The organism is Flagellimonas oceanensis, assembly GCF_003992595.1.
Taxonomy (GTDB): domain Bacteria; phylum Bacteroidota; class Bacteroidia; order Flavobacteriales; family Flavobacteriaceae; genus Flagellimonas; species Flagellimonas oceanensis.
Genome location: NZ_RZNA01000047.1, coordinates 1 through 16315, shown reverse-complemented (window position 1 = coordinate 16315; position 16315 = coordinate 1). Strand labels below are relative to the sequence as shown.

The following is a 16315-nucleotide window of genomic DNA, read 5'->3' as shown; positions in this document are numbered from 1 at the left end:
TGGGGTAAAAATATCAACAAAAATTTCTGATGGCTGATGAAAACAATATATTCGTTTTCATCCCAATTTTGGGCAAAAGTAACAGAATTAAATCGCTTTGGCAGCCAAGAAAAAGAATAAGAAAGTAACCCCGTTGATGCAACAGTACAATGCCATTAAGGTAAAACACCCTGATGCATTGTTACTCTTCCGCGTAGGGGACTTTTACGAGACCTTTGGAGAAGATGCGGTAAAGGCCGCCAAAATTTTGGGCATTATCCTTACCCACAGAAACAATGGGGGCGATAAGACCGAATTGGCCGGGTTTCCACACCATTCGTTGAACACCTATTTGCCCAAATTGGTAAAAGCAGGGCAACGGGTGGCCATTTGCGACCAGCTGGAAGACCCTAAACAGACAAAAAGCATTGTAAAGCGTGGGGTAACAGAGTTGGTCACGCCAGGTGTTGCCCTGAACGATGACATTCTTTCCGCCAAGAGCAACAACTTTTTATGTGCCGTACATTTTGGGCGCAATAAATTGGGGGTTGCTTTTTTGGATATTTCCACTGGGGAATACTTGACCTCTGAAGGCTCCTCGGAACAAGTGGACAAACTGCTCCAGAATTTCTCTCCAAACGAAGTGCTGGTCTCCAAAAGCCATAAAAAGGATTTTGTGGCGTGTTTTGGCAACCAGTTCCACAGTTTCTTTTTGGAAGATTGGATTTTTCAAGAGGATTATGCCCAAGAGAGCTTGAACAATCATTTTGGGACAAAAACCCTGAAAGGATTTGGCATAGACCATCTCAACCACGGCATCATCGCTTCGGGCGCGGTGCTGCACTATCTGTCCGAGACTCAGCATATCCGTTTACAGCACATCAACAAAATACAGCGTATTGCCGAAGAGGAATATGTTTGGATGGACCGCTTTACCATCAGGAATCTTGAGCTTTACCATTCTTCGCACCAGAACGCGGTGACCTTATTGGACATTATCGATAAGACCATATCGCCCATGGGTGGTCGGTTATTGAAAAGATGGTTGGCCCTTCCTTTGAAAAATGTGGAGAAAATCCAACAGAGGCATCAGGTGGTCTCCTATTTAAAAGATGAGGATGAACAACTGAACAAGATTCAGGGACACATCAAACAAATGGGGGATTTGGAACGATTGATATCCAAATTGGCCACGGGTAAAATCAACCCAAAAGAGGTGGTTCAACTTAAAAATTCGCTGGAGGCGATTGTCCCCATCAAACAATCGGCCCAAAACAGCACCAACGATTCCCTCAAAAACATTGGAGAGCGTTTGAACGATTGTGATGCGCTCCGCTCCAAGATAAAAGAAGTGCTCAATGAGGAAGCGCCCGTGAACATTGCCAAAGGCAACACCATTGCCGAGGGCTATTCCGAAGAATTGGATGAATTACGCGGCCTCGCTTTTTCCAGCAAGGACTATCTGGACAAGATGCTGGAACGTGAAACAAAGGAAACGGGTATTACCTCGCTAAAAATCGCTTCGAACAATGTATTTGGATACTATATTGAAGTTCGAAATACGCACAAGGACAAGGTTCCCGAAAGTTGGATACGCAAACAGACCTTGGTGAATGCAGAGCGATACATCACAGAGGAATTGAAGGAATACGAATCCAAGATTCTGGGTGCAGAGGAACGGATCTATCAACTGGAACAACAACTTTTTGAGCAGTTGCTCGTCTGGATGCAGGAATACATCGCACCCGTACAGCTCAATGCACACCTGATCGCACAATTGGATTGCCTTTGTGGATTTGCACAATTGGCCAAGGAGAACAATTATGTGGAGCCAACAATAAACGATTCCACTACCATCGATATTAAAGAAGGGAGACATCCGGTTATTGAAAAGCAATTACCTATTGGCGATGCTTATGTGACCAACGATGTACTGCTGAACCGAGAGGAACAACAGATTATTATGATCACGGGACCCAATATGAGTGGTAAGTCGGCCTTGTTGAGACAGACTGCGCTTATTGTATTGTTGGCGCAGATGGGAAGTTTTGTCCCAGCAACGGAGGCCCAGTTGGGTGTTGTGGACAAAATTTTCACTCGTGTGGGTGCAAGTGATAATATTTCCATGGGCGAATCGACCTTTATGGTAGAAATGAACGAGACCGCTTCCATTTTGAACAACCTTTCGGAACGCAGTTTGGTCCTGTTGGATGAAATTGGCCGTGGTACCAGCACGTATGATGGAATCTCCATTGCCTGGGCCATTTCGGAATACCTTCACGAACACCCAGCGAAGGCAAAGACCTTGTTCGCTACGCACTACCACGAACTCAACGATATGACCAATACGTTTTCGCGGATCAAAAACTACAATGTTTCGGTAAAGGAGCTGGAAGACAATGTGCTTTTCCTTCGGAAATTGGTTCCCGGTGGCAGTGAACACAGTTTTGGAATCCATGTGGCAAAAATGGCGGGAATGCCCCAACAAGTGATTCAAAAAGCGAACAAAATCTTGAAAAAACTAGAAAAATCGCATTCCAGCGAAGAGGTAAGCGACAAGTTACAAGCTTCCCAAGATGAGATGCAGTTGAGTTTTTTCAACCTCGACGACCCGTTATTGGAAGAAATCAAGGAAGAGATTTTGCACTTGGACATTGATACACTGACACCTGTGGAGGCTTTGATGAAATTAAACGAGATCAAGCGATTGTTGGGTAAAAAGAAAAAGGCATCTTCCTAAAAAAATTCTTTTATTTTAATAGAAATATTATAAATTTGCATCCGCGCTTGGGAAAAGTGCAGAGTTCATTTAAAATGCGAAAATAGCTCAGCTGGTAGAGCATCACCTTGCCAAGGTGGAGGTCGCGGGTTCGAATCCCGTTTTTCGCTCGACTTCGACTCCGCTCAGTCACCACGGGTGGAGTTTTTTTTTAGATACAAGTCCTGCTCGAGTGGTGGAATTGGTAGACACGCCGGACTTAAAATCCTGTGGGCATTATTGCCCGTGCGGGTTCAAGTCCCGCCTCGAGTACAGAAAAACCCTGTAAACCCTTTGTTTATAGGGTTTTTTATTACTGATTTATCTTCTAATACTCCAGCCCGTAGTACTCGGCAACCTGATAGAAGTCCGAGATGTCCACTCCTGCTTGTTTTAATTCCTCCTCCACGCTCATTGCTTTGGAGGTCGCACCACTGACCCCCTCGATTACAACAAATCTAAAGTTATAACCACCTATAGTGAGCGTGTTGGTAATTACAACAGAACCAAGAGATATTCGGTATATTCTAACACTGCCAGCAGGTTGACTTCCTCCATCATAATAAAACGGCATACTATACCAGTGAGTGGCATTCTGCTGTTTCAAATACCCCAATACAACTCCATAATCCAAAATATCTTGAGAGATAGCCGGTATGTCAAAGGCTACATTGCCTGGGGAGAATGATTGATTCTCGAACAAAAAACTTTGGACATTGGCGTTGCCATCTTCCCCTGGCTCCCCTTGTATTCCCTGTTCGCCTTGTGCGCCTGCCGCACCATCCTCACCATTACTACACGCCCAAAGCAGTGCCAGACCAAACATTAAAAAAACAAATTTCGATAGTTTTAGAATTTTCATAGGGTTGAGGTTTTGATTCAATCAATAGTTTATATTATGCTGGGGAAGCTTTTATAAATTCTATTTCTGTAATAACGACAAAACCTTATTCTTTATTATTCAACTGTATTTCAAATGGTTATAATTTAATTTCACTCTAACCATGGATGGACTTCTTATTTTACCGTTTTTCCGTTAACATTTAATGCTTTTCGAGCAATTTGCAGTTCGAACAACCATTAAATTCCAAATCATATATCATCAATTCCATTTTTTTGAAAGAAAGTCACACATATTCTGAACGTTTCAAATTAAAGGATTTCCCATACCTTCTTTTGGACACCTACGCGGCATGGAGCAAAGCTAGACCTTGGCGACTGAGTGCCGTAGTGGCCTATTATGCCGTATTGTCCCTGCCCGCACTGTTGGTCATCATCATTAATGCCGTAGGGGCTATCTGGGGCGTGGATATCGTTCAGGGCAGGTTGACCAATGAATTTGCCATTGCCTTGGGTCCAAATGCAGCCCAGACCATCGAGAGCATTATACAGGACACCCAAAGCACTGATAAGAACTTGATTTCAACTATCATCGGTATTGCCACATTACTTTTTGGTGCTACGGGGGTATTTTATCAACTAAAAATATCGTTGAATGAAATATGGCGTATTGAGGGTTCGCCCGGTTTTGATTTCTGGAAACTGGTTACGGAAAGGGCCAAAAGCTTTGCCTTTATCTTGGTCATCGGTTTTTTGTTGTTGATCAGCTTTATGGTAACGGCAGCCATAGCCGCCCTGAACGACTATCTAAAAAGCTTGATTACCGAAGTCGCTGTCTATCTCGCCTACACGATAGATATCTTTTCTTCCATTGCCATCATTACCGTAATGTTTGCACTCATGTTCAAATTTCTGCCCGATGCCAAAATCAAATGGAGGGCCGTTTGGTTCGGGGCCTTTATCACCGCCGTACTGTTCGTGATCGGGAAGTTTTTATTGGGTCTGTATTTTGGGGAGGCCAATCCCGGTTCCACCTACGGAGCGGCAGGTACTATTGTTTTAGTGTTGCTATGGGTATCCTATTCTTGTCTCATCTTGTTTTTTGGAGCCCAGTTCACCTATGTATACGCAAAGGCTTACAACATTTTGTTCGTCCCTTACAGCGAATTGAAATAAATAGCTTATTCCTAATTCGCACAACATAAAAAAAAGGCCTACCAAATGGTAGACCTTTTCAGTTATTGTTTTAGGCACGGATTAGTTAACGTCCCACCATAGTTTGGTGTAATTGTTATCCGGTCCTTGGAAACCAACCATGGCATTATAATTGGCTTCATTGTTATCAGCTATCGAAGGATCATAAGCCATACGAACAGGGATTCTAGGGTCACTTGCAAAAGCAGAAGGCTCTAGATAAGGAGCATCCAATCTTCTCCATTCGGCCCATGCTTCAGGTCCGTTTAGATATAAAGCCACCCACTTTTCGTAAGCGATCTCATCTATGCCCGTATAAGGATGCGCTGCTATGTAATCTGTAATTCCAGTAGCATCCACGCCCCAGTATTCCATGGAAGCTTCGATACCATCTTCATACAAGCTTGCAGCAGTACCTCCTCCTACATTCCAACCATAGGATGCAGCTTCAGCCAAAGAGAAATATACTTGGGCAGCTGTAAATATTGGCGTAGGGTAATCGGGAGTATAAATAATCTCGCTTCTGATAAAGGAATAACTTGGCACGTTACCGTTTACTTGACCATTAGGCGCCCCTACGTAACCTGCATCGATATCACCAGGGAAATTGGTCACTGGAGACACACTATCCCTTGCTTCTTCGGCATATTCGAACAAACGTGGATCTTGATTGTCCCTTAAGTATTCAACCATTGTTCTGGAAAGGATGTAATCCTCACGAGTTCTAAAGTTGTCCATCCATGGGCTATCACTAGCATCATCCGTTCCGTAGGTATATTCGATGTTGTCACTGTTATCAGTAATCAATCTACCTGTAGCTACTGCTTCCTCGAACATGGATTGCGCAAGTCCTGGACTTACATCGGACAAACGTAGTGCCATTACCATTTTCATGTTAGCAGCAAAAGTAATCCATGTATCCATATCTCCGCCATAAAGGTAGTCACCTGTTGGTCCGGGCTCACCCATTTCAACCATAGCTACCGCTTCATCAATTTCTGTGAACAGGAAATTATAGATCGACTCTTGTGTATCAAATACAGGCTGTGGGTTATCTATTCCCATAAATGCCTCTGACCAAGGAAGAGCTCCCCATTTATCCGTCATGTAGTGCACAAAATATGCTCTGACAATCCTTGCCACGGCAATCTGGTTGGCATTGCTACCATAAGCTATGACGTCTTCCGCTGTTTCTGGATCACTGTTCAAATCGATTACTCGATTCAAATCCATTAGTGGACCCGTATACCAGCTGTCATAGGAATCATTCAAGATATTATACCTGGAAGCACCTGGATACTGACCTTGGGTAATGTGTTGCATGTACAATATCGGTGTCTCATCCACCAAAATGGTGGTCATAGAAATCATTGCATTGGTCAATAACTGCGAGCTTATCCCCGCCGTCGGTCCATTCGGGTTTACATTGGTATCCTCATAATCTATGGTTTCACACGCAGTGAACAACACCATAAGAGAGGTTATCAACCCTATTTTTATATTTAAACTTTTCATCATCATTTTTTTTTAAAACGTTAATTTTAGGTTTAAACCCATAGTTCTTGTCATCGGAAGCTGACCTGCTTCAGCCCAGTTAACACCACCTCTTTTCTCAAGCTCTGATGGGTCTACCCAATCCATGTCAGCAGATATCAGCCAAAGGTTGTTGGCGAAAAAGCTAATGTTTGCAGCAGACATACCGATTTTTTCAACAACATTTTTGTTGAAATTGTATCCCAATCGCAATGTTCTAAACTTTATATACGTGGCATCGTGCAAATTGTTCTCATAAATTGCACCTAAGTTACCAGAGTTATAAAGGTCTTGTGGGTCAACATAAGCATCCACAACTGTTCCATCACTAATCGGGTTACCAAAATCGTCGGTTCCTGTTTGAAGTACACCAACAATGTGCTCACCCCCACCTTGGCTTACAGGATCCCTTTTTGGATTACCCATATCGTTAAGCCCGGCAGTTTTAGCAGAAAGTCCAGAGTGATCGAAATATCTTTCCGTTCTTGAATAGTACTTTCCTCCTTTTTGGAAATCAAACGCCATTGCAAGGGTAAAATTCTTATAGGTCATGTTTGAAGTAACACCACCCGTGAAATCAGGTAAAACCGATCCCAAGAACTTGTTTTGTTCAACCGCATAGTAGTATACTCCGTTATTTTCGGTAAATATGGTGTTGCCATTATCATCGGTTGCCCAACCTGTTCCGTAGAGCAATCCCCATTCTGACCCAACTCTTTCCTGCAACCTCATACTACTGGAATATGTACTAAGGTCCCTAGCATCAATACCTGGATATAGCTCGTCTACTTCTCTTTTTAGGGTCGCAAAGTTCACACCCAATTCCCATTGGAAATCCTCTCCCCTAAAAACATCTCCGATTAATCCAATCTCAAATCCACTAGACGTTTGTTTACCACTGTTCACTGTAATTTCTGAAAAACCAGTAGCTCCATCCAATGGCACATCAATCGGAAGATCTTTATCGGTTCTATTAAAATACGTTAGATCCAAAGAAAGTCTGTTTCTGAAGAACTGAAGCTCCGTACCAAACTCAACCTCATCTCTGATACCTCCTGTCAACAATGAGTTTTCCTGTATATTGGAAACTGAAAGCGTTCCACTTCCTTGATATAAAGCTCCTGTATCATATACCGCTGAAGTTAGATAAGGGTCTGGAAAAAATGGTGCACTAGCATAACCTGCCCTTAGCTTTGCAAAAGTAAGTACATCGTTCTTAGGGAATAGGTTGTGTGCCAAGAAGCTAAAAGAACCTCCAAAAGTTTCGACCCTGTTGTCACTGGCTATTGCCGTTGAGGACCAGTCCAACCTATAGGACGCATCCAAGTAAACAGTACTCTTGTATCCAAATGACCCTTTAACGAACAAAGCGTCATTTTTACTCTTTTCAACATCGGTCTCCGCTGTTACCGGATCTTGAGAACCAGCTAAATTATAGAAATCCGGAATGGTCAAGTCACCGTTGGTTTCGCCTACCAATTCAAAAAACTCACGGTCAACCCTTTCAAAACCAGCAGTCAACGCAACATCAAGGTCATCTCCCAAGAATCTGTTGTTATAGTTCAACATTCCAAAAAAGTCCGTCCTTTCATTTCTTCTGAATCTTTCATAATAATAAGCAGGGTCAAGTAAACTAATGGTAGTACCTCTGTCATCCAATCTATAAGAATGGAACGTCTTCTTTGCATCAAAGCTAAAGTTCAACTTGTCATTGAATTCGTAAACAATACCCAACCTACCAAAATAAGAGTTCTTGGTTTGATGTTCTAGGTTTTCATAAGAATGGAAATAAGGTGAATCCCAATATAATGGCCGGGTATCCCTTGGACCTCTCATGTTCCATGAAACAGCCTGTCCGTTTCTCATATAGTCTTGCAAACGATTGAAATCCAATTGTCTTTGCCACCATTGGCTAAAGTTGGAAGCTAGGTTACCATATCCTTGTTGTGGTGTGTTCAACCTATCTCTGTCCTCAATATTAAGATTAGCCAAAAACTGTAGCTTTTCAGTTACATTATATGATGCGTTCAACGCTACTCTTATTGTTTGGCTATTGGAGTTGGGAACAACCCCGTCTTGATCTATGAAAGACATGTTACCCCTTATATTGTAATCTTCGCCTCCCTTAGAAAACGCAAGTGTTGTATTGGAAGTAAGTGCATCTTCGTAAAAAGTATCGACATCATTTGGAGATGAAACCCAAGGACGCAATTCCCCAAACTCGGGAGTACCAGGAATCCAGCTGTCCCAATGTCTGATCATTTGACCGTTCAATCTTGGACCCCAGCTTTCATCTGCCCAGAAATCTGGATATTGGTCTCCATCAAAAGACGCCCACTCTGCTGGGTCTGTGGATGGATCATAAGTAAAGGTATTGAATGTTTGGCTATACCCACCACCATACTCATTTTGATAATCTGGCAATGTAGTTATCGAACTGATCGACATTGAGTGGTCAATTTCAAATTTGGCCACTCCAGAAGTACCTGATTTACTAGTGATGATTACCACACCATTTGCTCCTTCAGGACCATAGATCGCTGTAGCGGAAGCACCTTTAAGTACCGAAATACTAGCAACGTTATCGGTATTGATATCACTTGAGGAATAAATTCGAATACCATCTACCACATAAAGTAGATTTTCCTGACCTCTAAGTCTAATACTGGAAGCGCCGAATGTGGAACTACTGTTACCCACAATCTGCACACCGGAAACCCTACCTGCCAAAGCATTGGCAACATCGGTCTCCCTTGCCTGCACAAGTTTTTCACCTTCTACGGATTGTTGTGAGAAACCAAGAGCTTTTTTCTCCCTCTTGATACCTTGCCCCGTTACAACCACTTCCGCAAGGGCCTGCGCACTTTCTTCCATTTGTACATTAATAGTACTGGAAGCTCCTACCACAACAGTCATGTCTTTTTGACCAATGTAGGTAAACAGTAAGGTTGCACCCTCACTGGCTTCAATCGAATAATTACCGTCAAAATCGGTCTGGGTACCTGTTGAAGAACCCTGAACCAGAATGTTTACCCCCGGCAACGGTAGGCCATCTTGATCGGTAACTGTACCTGTTATTGTCTTATCCTGAGCATGGGCAAAACCCGTCATCAAAAACAATAGCAGTGCTACCAAAGAATACATCTTTTTAATCATTGATTTTTGTTTTAGTTATGAATGAATTAGCTAGTGGCATAAAATGCCTTTTGTTTGAACCTTCAAGTAAGCCCAAAAAATGGAGGTGTATTTTTATTTGCAACGGAACATTGATAATTTGAAATAAAAAAAAGGGGGGGATTGAAGAACTAATTCAAAAAATGAAACAAGAGCTAACCGCCATTCATATTTTTTACCACCCCCCTTCACTATGAAAATTAACACAGAAAAGAGTTGCAAATATTAATTTGCAATGAAATAATGCTTATTTGAAACAAAATCGGTGTTACACCAAAAGAAGCTCTTCCAAGTCTTGGCAATAGTGGTTGGATATACTAATTTCCATATCGTTGGTCAATGTAACCGTGCTGTTCACTTTGTTTTTGGTAATCATACGTATGGAATCCACATTGACAAGGGTAGACCTGTTGGTTCTTACAAAATTGGAAGGAAGCAATTCCATGAGTTTTTTTAAGGTTATCCTCAATAAAGCTCTTCCCTTGGTCGAATAGATGTGAACATAGTACTTATCGGCCTGTATCCAATCAATATCATGGCTCTTAAAAAAATGTCTTTTGTTTCCTTCGGGAATTACAATAATGTTGTTGTTTGCGGTCATGAGGGAGGTTTGAAGTTAGTTATAAAGGTTAGGTTGTTTTTCAACAATCAGTAAACATTAAAAAACACATACAATTTAACAGTTTTTTGGCAATTTAATCATATTTGAAACACTCAAAATCAATAAAGATTAATTATTGTGATATTGATATTATCTCCCATTGTAATTCACAATTAACCCAAATAACAAACTGTATTTTAAAAAGTTTTAAATACTGCCAATAAGGAAGCGGTCCCGATAAAAGCCTATCGATTTACCATGTTATTAACAAAAAATTACGAACCGGCCACAAATAGAGTTGAAAAATAAAATCATGTTTGGATTTATTATTTATCATCCCTATAAGATTACTGCTTTTTAACACATTTGAACATCATAGGAACCTTACTCTTTTTTTATTTCCTAAAAAATATGCTTGAGGTGTCTGCTTCCATTTTCCAAAAACCAATAGTATGGTCATTAATCACCTGCTCTACAACACCAATCCGTCAACTCAAACACCCCATTCATCAATCCAAATAAGGCAAACGTCAATTCTGGGCATCTGCAACCAAAAGCATCCTTACTTTTAAGATAAACTAACTCCCAAATCTTATACTTATGAAATCAAAAATCCTATTCAAATGCATATTACTAATGCTATGCATCTCCTTTACTTCCCGTTTGGTGGAAGCCGGGGAAGATGGTATTAATGGCATAGATGGCGTGGATGGTAAAGATGGCATCAACGGTACTAACGGACAGGACGGACAAGATGGTGCCGATTGCGTTGGTTTTGATGAGCTTACCCTATACGGCTATATTAATTTAGAAATAGAGGGCATCCGATCGGACAACCAAGCCTTCCAAGATACCACTTCTTTTAAGTTTACCCCCATTGAACTGGACGGGTACAGCAAAGTGACTACTGCCGACGACATTTTATACACTTTCGAAATCCGTGGTTATTTAAGTGCTCCCGATGATGTTTACCAAAATTCCTATATATACCTAAGTCTAGTCCTTTTAAACTTTCAGGAAGAGGGTATGGAAATAAGTTTTGAAACTTTTGGCTCGAGCCAAAATCCTGTAGTGGGTGAAGACCATAAGTATTTTATCCTAAATGCAAATGCCATTAATCCAATCAATTTCGAATCAATCGTCGAAAATTTCACTTTTGATTCCTCCGACCGCAATCATGCTAAGTATTCTTATTCAATTGTTATACCCGCTGAGGATAATTCATCCGGACATGAGTTACAGGTTTCCGGCGAGGTGGATGTGCACCTGTTGGAAGAATTTAGGTTTGTTTATTCCAAGTTTAATTTTTAATAACTGTTTTTATTCAAAAAAACTTTCAACGTCATTCCGTCCCCATGGTTATCGGAATTGTTACGGAACCTCATTTCCAATTTAAGCCCACAATCTCATTACATCAAAAAAACAACATTCTCATTATCCACTACTTATGCTTCACACATAGATTCGCCATACAATTCTCAAAAAGAACAACAAATGGGAAATTGATGTTAATTCCGGAACTCAATACCTGATTATCAATCACGTTTTCCTTGTACCGTAATACCCTTCCATCCCATTAACGCATCGTAGGTTCCCGAATCATTTTTAATGAACTCGAAAGATTCGGCTGCTTTGGGGTTCTCAAAGAAAACGGTCGGAGATTCTGCTAGAAGTTCGCCAATTTTTTCGCCGTCTTGCAAAATTACCAGATGATTTTGTTCCACTTTCACTTCCAAGACCAATCCATCAAAATCGGCAAAGGTATAGGAGCCTACATATTGTTGAAGGACCTTTTCATCCAATAGAATTGCCTTTCTATTGATTTCCCTTGGAAACTCCACAGGTTCAGACTTCAATAGTTTCACCACATCCTCGATGGTATCGAAAAAGGGCATTTCATCATAATTGGCCAATAGCACAAAGTCAAAGCTGTTTTCCAAATCACTGTACACTTGGGCCCTGACCCCCTTGGACCCACCATCTTTGGCAATAATTCCATGCTCATTTTTTAAAAAAGACGCATAGGGTTCGCTTTTTACATGATCAAGAAACTTTTTTAAATCGTTTACTGTGGAGAACAGGCGTGCTGTTCTAAATTCATCGCGCTGAATATTGTCCACCTTGACCACCACACTATCTTTCAACACATGGTTTTGGGCCAAACTCCTAAGCCTATTCTCTTTGACAAAAAAATGTGCCCCGCTTGCATTCATCTTCAAGGGCACAAATATTTCGTCCACCACACATTGGGAAAAAGGTTTACCGTACATTTTGGAAACAATGTTGTACAGAATCTCATATCCCACATTGGAATACTGCACATCGGTTCCAGGTTCAAATAAAAGTCTCTCCTGTTGGGCAAGGACAACAATCTCATCAGACACTAAATCATATTCCTCTCCGTCAATATGTGATAATTCCCTTGGCAAGCCCGAACTATGTTCCAATAACATGTTCAAAGTGATTTGTTTCCCTTTCGGAAAACCTTTAAAAAACATATCCAAATTTTGACTTCCGGACAGTTTCCCTTCGCCCTCCAATTTGGCCACCAAGTAATAGGCCATCAATTTTGAAACAGAATGGATATCAAATTGCGAATGGGCCGTTACATAGGTTGAACTTTCAGGGTCTTCGTTTAAATTATAGGCTTTTTCCAAGAGTAAAGTATCTTGCTTATAGGCCAAAACCACTCCATTATATTTTTTAAGCGCCGTAAGCGATGAAAAATAAGTGTCCAACGAATCCCTTACCGATACCATTTCGGGTGAAAGTCCATTCTTTACAACAGTATCTTTATTCACACACCCATTGCACAATATCAGTATCAAAACAATCCAGCCGTATTTCATGATTTATGTTTTGTGCAAAGAAGAAACAATTCCAAATAAATTAATTGTAAAAATGGAAACCCTACTGATGACGCAATAAGAACTCGGGCAAATTATTGAAAAACTGAAGCGGATTCACTCCACAGACCTTTTTAAAATCGTTGATGAAATGAGGTTGATCAAAATAACCATAGTCGTAACTAAGGTGTGTAAGTGAAATATCGGGGTTTTTGGCTTTGTGTTTGACCAAATCCAATATCCTAACCGTTATGATGAACTTTTTAAGACTGTACATGACCTCTTTCTTAAAAACTTTGCCCAAATACTGCCTTGACCGATTAAAATGCTCGCTCAATTGGTTTACTGTGATTTTTCCTTGGCTCTCGTAAACACAACCACAGATTTCCTTGACAAATTCCATGGATGGTGTTAATTCAAATAGGTTTTTATTCATAAAATCATCTGCCAAGGAGAACTTACCTGACACTTCATCAATTGCAAAAACTTGTTGGTAAAAGGGAAGCAACTGTGAATCAAACTTTGAAATATCCACTACTCCTTCATTTTGTAATGATGAAAAAAAATGTGCATTTACCCACGGCTGAAGTTTTATCGTGAAAAAAGTAAGGGCACCTGCCCCCTCAATCCTATACGGGGGCGTCACATTATGAATAGTGAACACCTTGTTCTTTATGGCGACCTTCTTTGGGTTTTCCCCATAGTAAAATATACCTGCGGCTTCTTTAAAAAATACTAGATCATAACAGCAATCATCAATCACTGGAATCCGTCCCGTGCCTCCTTCATGGTCAAGATGGATATAATAACATTCCTTGAACAAGATGTCCAAAGGCTTCTCGGGGTTATGAAGGGATATGACCACTACTTTCAAAAAAAATTAAGGCTCAAACCTAAAAAGCTTGAGCCATAAAACCTTAAATTCCTAAGACGTTAAGTAAGTAAGTTACCGTCATCGTCCCATTCGGCGATAACGCCACGCTTACTCTGGTCCACACACTTGGCGAGCCATTCCTCGTCGTAGGACACCCCGTGCTGTTCCAGTACATCGTCCGGTACTCCGTCCCATACATTGGGCTGGTTCCCCTTGTATCCGATCTCCTCTATCCCGATCTTGCTCGTGTAGAAGCCCGTCATGGTCAGGTTCCGCACCAAGGAGAAGAAGTTCACTTCAAAAGGGCGTTCACTGCCCGGTGTCTCCGGGTCGTAGTATGCGATCCCGTCCAGTATCCCCTTTTGTTGTTCCTCGCCCGCCTTCTTGAACTCCGTGCCGTACTCCGTGTTGCTCTTGTGGTCCAGCCACATGATCCCTCCGCGGATATCCGGCTGTAGCGTCTCCACGTCCTTGGACATGAACTCGATGAAGCCCACAACGTCCGCATCCGATGCCCCTTTGTATTCCTCTGAAGGGGGCAGGATAAGGTCGCACAGTATCGTCAGTGTCTCCACTTCGTGCGGGTTCAAGAACTGTTCGTCCTGTAGCTCGTCGATCAGTTCGATCTCCTGGGGCACCCGGCCCGGGTAGGTGATCTTCGGGGCCTCCGTCAGTTCCGTACCTTCCGTCGAAGGCTTGCAGCCATGTATGGCCAGTCCGCCCGCCACCGAGCCCAGTACTATCGACTTTAAACTCTTTCTTCTGTCCATCTCCTTAAATGTTTTGCTGTTTGAGTTGTTCCACGATATATTCCGAGGCCCTCATCGAGAGCGCCAATATGGTCCATGTACAGTTCTTGTCCGCCTGTGAGGTAAACGGCCCGGCATCCACGATGAACACATTGTCCACATCGTGCAATTGCTGGTACTTGTTCGTCACAGAGGTCTTCGGGTCGTCCCCCATTCTCGTGGTGCCCACCTCGTGGATGATGTTTCCAGGGTTGTGCAGTCCGTAGTTGGTGTCCTTGCCCGGCTTTTTGCCCAAGGGCTCACCGCCCATGTTGATCAATATTTCTTCAAAAGTATCCTGCATGTGCTTGGCCTGGTTGATCTCGAACTGGCTCCATTTGTAATGGAAACGCAATACGGGAATACCGAATTCATCCACCTTGGTCGGGTCTATCTCGCAATAATTGTCCCTTCTGGCAATGGATTCCCCACGGCCGGCCATCCCCACGACAGCTCCATAGTACTTCTTGGCATCGCTGCGCAGCATGTCACCGTAGCCGCCAACCTTGGTCCCGAAGAACTTGTTGAACTCGTTCACGTTGAAGCCGAAACCGTAACTCGGCATGCCCATGCCGCCCCACACCTCGATATGGTAGCCCCTTGGGAAGTCCAACTTTGAATTGTCGCCCCACCACGGTGAGTACACGTGCATTCCCCCTACCCCATCCTCGTTGTAGGAGACCTTTCGGTTCATCAGCCCAGGGACAAAGGCCGCTCTATCGGCCCCCGTGGAATCGTGCAGGTACCTGCCCACCACATCGCTGCTGTTCCCAAGTCCGTTCGGGTGCTGCTTGCTTTTCGAGTTCAAAAGGATACGGGCCGAGCTACAGGCCGAGGCACCGAGCACCACCACTTTCCCTTTCAGTTTATATTCTTTTCTGTCTTCTTTGTTGATATAGGACACCCCCGTGGCCCTGCCCTCCTGATCGGTGGTCACTTCGCGGACCATGCAGTTCACGAAGAGGTCGATCTGTCCCCCGTTCTTCTGTGCCGGGAAGATCAGACAGGTCCCCGCCGAGAAATCGGCGTACACCTGACAGGCGCGGTTACATTGCCCGCAGTAGAAACAAACCCCACGGTCGTTGTTGATCTTCTTGGTCAACATCGACAGACGCGATGGGTACACCGGGACATTGCTCTTCCGGGCCCCCTTGATGTAGAAGAGTTCGTGCAAACGTGGTTTTGGCGGTGGCAGAAAGAAACCGTCGGGATCGTTGGGCAGCCCCTCATTGGTGCCGAACACCCCGATCATCTTGTCCACCTTGTCGTAATAGGGCTTTACATCGTCATAGCTTATCGGCCAGTTGTCCCCGTGGCCGTCCTCGTCCTTGTGCTTGAAGTCCTTCGGGCCGAAGCGCAGGGAGATCCTCCCCCAGTGGTTCGTGCGTCCCCCCAGCATCCGAGAGCGGAACCATTCAAATTGCGTCCCGTCCTTTTGGGTGTAGGGCTCCCCCTCGATGTCCCAGCCACCGTAGGCGGCATCGAAATCGCCAAAAGGGCGGAAACGGGTGCTCTTGCCCCTTCTTGGACTTTCATAGGGCCACTTCAACTGGGTCTGGTGCTCCGGTTTGGCCGGATCGAAAAATGGGCCCGCCTCGACGACCGCGACCTTCAGGCCCGCCTCCGAGAGCACCTTGGCCGACATCCCGCCACCAGCTCCCGATCCCACGATGATCGCATCGTAGACCGTGCCGTTCTCTATTATCTGCATTGTCTGTGTTTGGTTTA

The 16315-nt window shown here is 43.2% G+C and carries 11 protein-coding genes and 2 tRNA genes; 5 read left to right on the top strand and 8 right to left on the bottom strand.

The annotated features are described in order from the left end of the window. Positions 1 to 136: 136 nt before the first annotated feature. The 3 genes from mutS (at position 137) to EO132_RS13070 (ending at position 3010) form a co-directional block, all read left to right on the top strand. Entirely contained in the window at positions 137 to 2719 is a 2583-nt protein-coding gene (gene mutS / locus EO132_RS13080) for a DNA mismatch repair protein MutS (protein ID WP_127138605.1), read from the top strand. Between the two features lie 76 nt (positions 2720 to 2795). After that, positions 2796 to 2868: transfer RNA gene (locus tag EO132_RS13075), tRNA-Gly, on the top strand. A gap of 56 nt (positions 2869 to 2924) precedes the next feature. Next, positions 2925 to 3010: transfer RNA gene (locus EO132_RS13070), tRNA-Leu, on the top strand. Between the two features lie 55 nt (positions 3011 to 3065). Here the strand turns inward: EO132_RS13070 and EO132_RS13065 are convergent. Continuing rightward, positions 3066 to 3599, bottom strand: coding sequence for a collagen-like protein (locus EO132_RS13065; RefSeq protein WP_127138288.1), 534 nt, complete (start codon positions 3597 to 3599; stop codon positions 3066 to 3068). A gap of 254 nt (positions 3600 to 3853) precedes the next feature. Here EO132_RS13065 and EO132_RS13060 point away from each other — a divergent pair, with 254 nt between their 5' ends. Further along, positions 3854 to 4753, top strand: a complete 900-nt coding sequence (locus tag EO132_RS13060) for a YihY/virulence factor BrkB family protein (protein WP_127138287.1) — start codon at positions 3854 to 3856, stop codon at positions 4751 to 4753. Positions 4754 to 4834: 81 nt separating this feature from the next. On the opposite strand, the gene EO132_RS13055 is transcribed toward EO132_RS13060, so the two are convergent. From EO132_RS13055 to EO132_RS13045, 3 genes are all read right to left on the bottom strand, one after another. Continuing rightward, positions 4835 to 6286: a SusD/RagB family nutrient-binding outer membrane lipoprotein gene (locus EO132_RS13055; protein WP_164732344.1), complete on the bottom strand. Its 1452-nt coding sequence runs from the start codon at positions 6284 to 6286 to the stop codon at positions 4835 to 4837. Positions 6287 to 6298: 12 nt separating this feature from the next. Continuing rightward, entirely contained in the window at positions 6299 to 9460 is a 3162-nt protein-coding gene (locus EO132_RS13050) for a SusC/RagA family TonB-linked outer membrane protein (RefSeq protein WP_127138285.1), read from the bottom strand. Between the two features lie 286 nt (positions 9461 to 9746). Then, entirely contained in the window at positions 9747 to 10079 is a 333-nt protein-coding gene (locus tag EO132_RS13045) for a LytR/AlgR family response regulator transcription factor (protein ID WP_127138284.1), read from the bottom strand. 600 nt (positions 10080 to 10679) lie between these two features. On the opposite strand from EO132_RS13045, the gene EO132_RS13040 reads away from it, so the two are divergent. Next, positions 10680 to 11390, top strand: coding sequence for a hypothetical protein (locus tag EO132_RS13040; RefSeq protein WP_127138283.1), 711 nt, complete (start codon positions 10680 to 10682; stop codon positions 11388 to 11390). A gap of 224 nt (positions 11391 to 11614) precedes the next feature. Here the strand turns inward: EO132_RS13040 and EO132_RS13035 are convergent, their stop codons facing one another. From EO132_RS13035 to EO132_RS13020, 4 genes are all read right to left on the bottom strand, one after another. Then, the gene (locus tag EO132_RS13035) at positions 11615 to 12928 is read right to left on the bottom strand and encodes a serine hydrolase domain-containing protein (RefSeq protein WP_127138282.1); all 1314 of its coding nucleotides are present in this window, start codon (positions 12926 to 12928) and stop codon (positions 11615 to 11617) included. A gap of 61 nt (positions 12929 to 12989) precedes the next feature. Continuing rightward, entirely contained in the window at positions 12990 to 13790 is an 801-nt protein-coding gene (locus EO132_RS13030; protein ID WP_235856479.1) for a helix-turn-helix transcriptional regulator, read from the bottom strand. A gap of 68 nt (positions 13791 to 13858) precedes the next feature. Beyond that, complete coding sequence (locus EO132_RS13025) at positions 13859 to 14569, bottom strand: gluconate 2-dehydrogenase subunit 3 family protein (RefSeq protein WP_127138280.1); 711 nt, start codon at positions 14567 to 14569, stop codon at positions 13859 to 13861. Between the two features lie 4 nt (positions 14570 to 14573). After that, positions 14574 to 16298 carry a GMC oxidoreductase gene (locus EO132_RS13020; protein ID WP_127136694.1) on the bottom strand — a complete coding sequence of 575 codons (1725 nt, stop codon included), beginning with the start codon at positions 16296 to 16298 and terminating at the stop codon, positions 14574 to 14576. Positions 16299 to 16315: the final 17 nt, after the last annotated feature.

Bases quoted from the DNA above. Each gene is read 5' to 3' on its own strand.
- mutS (WP_127138605.1), top strand. From the start codon at position 137: ATGCAACAGTACAATGCCATTAAGGTAAAACACCCTGATGCATTGTTA.
- EO132_RS13065 (WP_127138288.1), bottom strand. From the start codon at position 3,599: ATGAAAATTCTAAAACTATCGAAATTTGTTTTTTTAATGTTTGGTCTG.
- EO132_RS13055 (WP_164732344.1), bottom strand. From the start codon at position 6,286: ATGAAAAGTTTAAATATAAAAATAGGGTTGATAACCTCTCTTATGGTG.
- EO132_RS13050 (WP_127138285.1), bottom strand. From the start codon at position 9,460: ATGATTAAAAAGATGTATTCTTTGGTAGCACTGCTATTGTTTTTGATG.
- EO132_RS13045 (WP_127138284.1), bottom strand. From the start codon at position 10,079: ATGACCGCAAACAACAACATTATTGTAATTCCCGAAGGAAACAAAAGA.
- EO132_RS13040 (WP_127138283.1), top strand. From the start codon at position 10,680: ATGAAATCAAAAATCCTATTCAAATGCATATTACTAATGCTATGCATC.
- EO132_RS13035 (WP_127138282.1), bottom strand. From the start codon at position 12,928: ATGAAATACGGCTGGATTGTTTTGATACTGATATTGTGCAATGGGTGT.
- EO132_RS13025 (WP_127138280.1), bottom strand. From the start codon at position 14,569: ATGGACAGAAGAAAGAGTTTAAAGTCGATAGTACTGGGCTCGGTGGCG.
- EO132_RS13020 (WP_127136694.1), bottom strand. From the start codon at position 16,298: ATGCAGATAATAGAGAACGGCACGGTCTACGATGCGATCATCGTGGGA.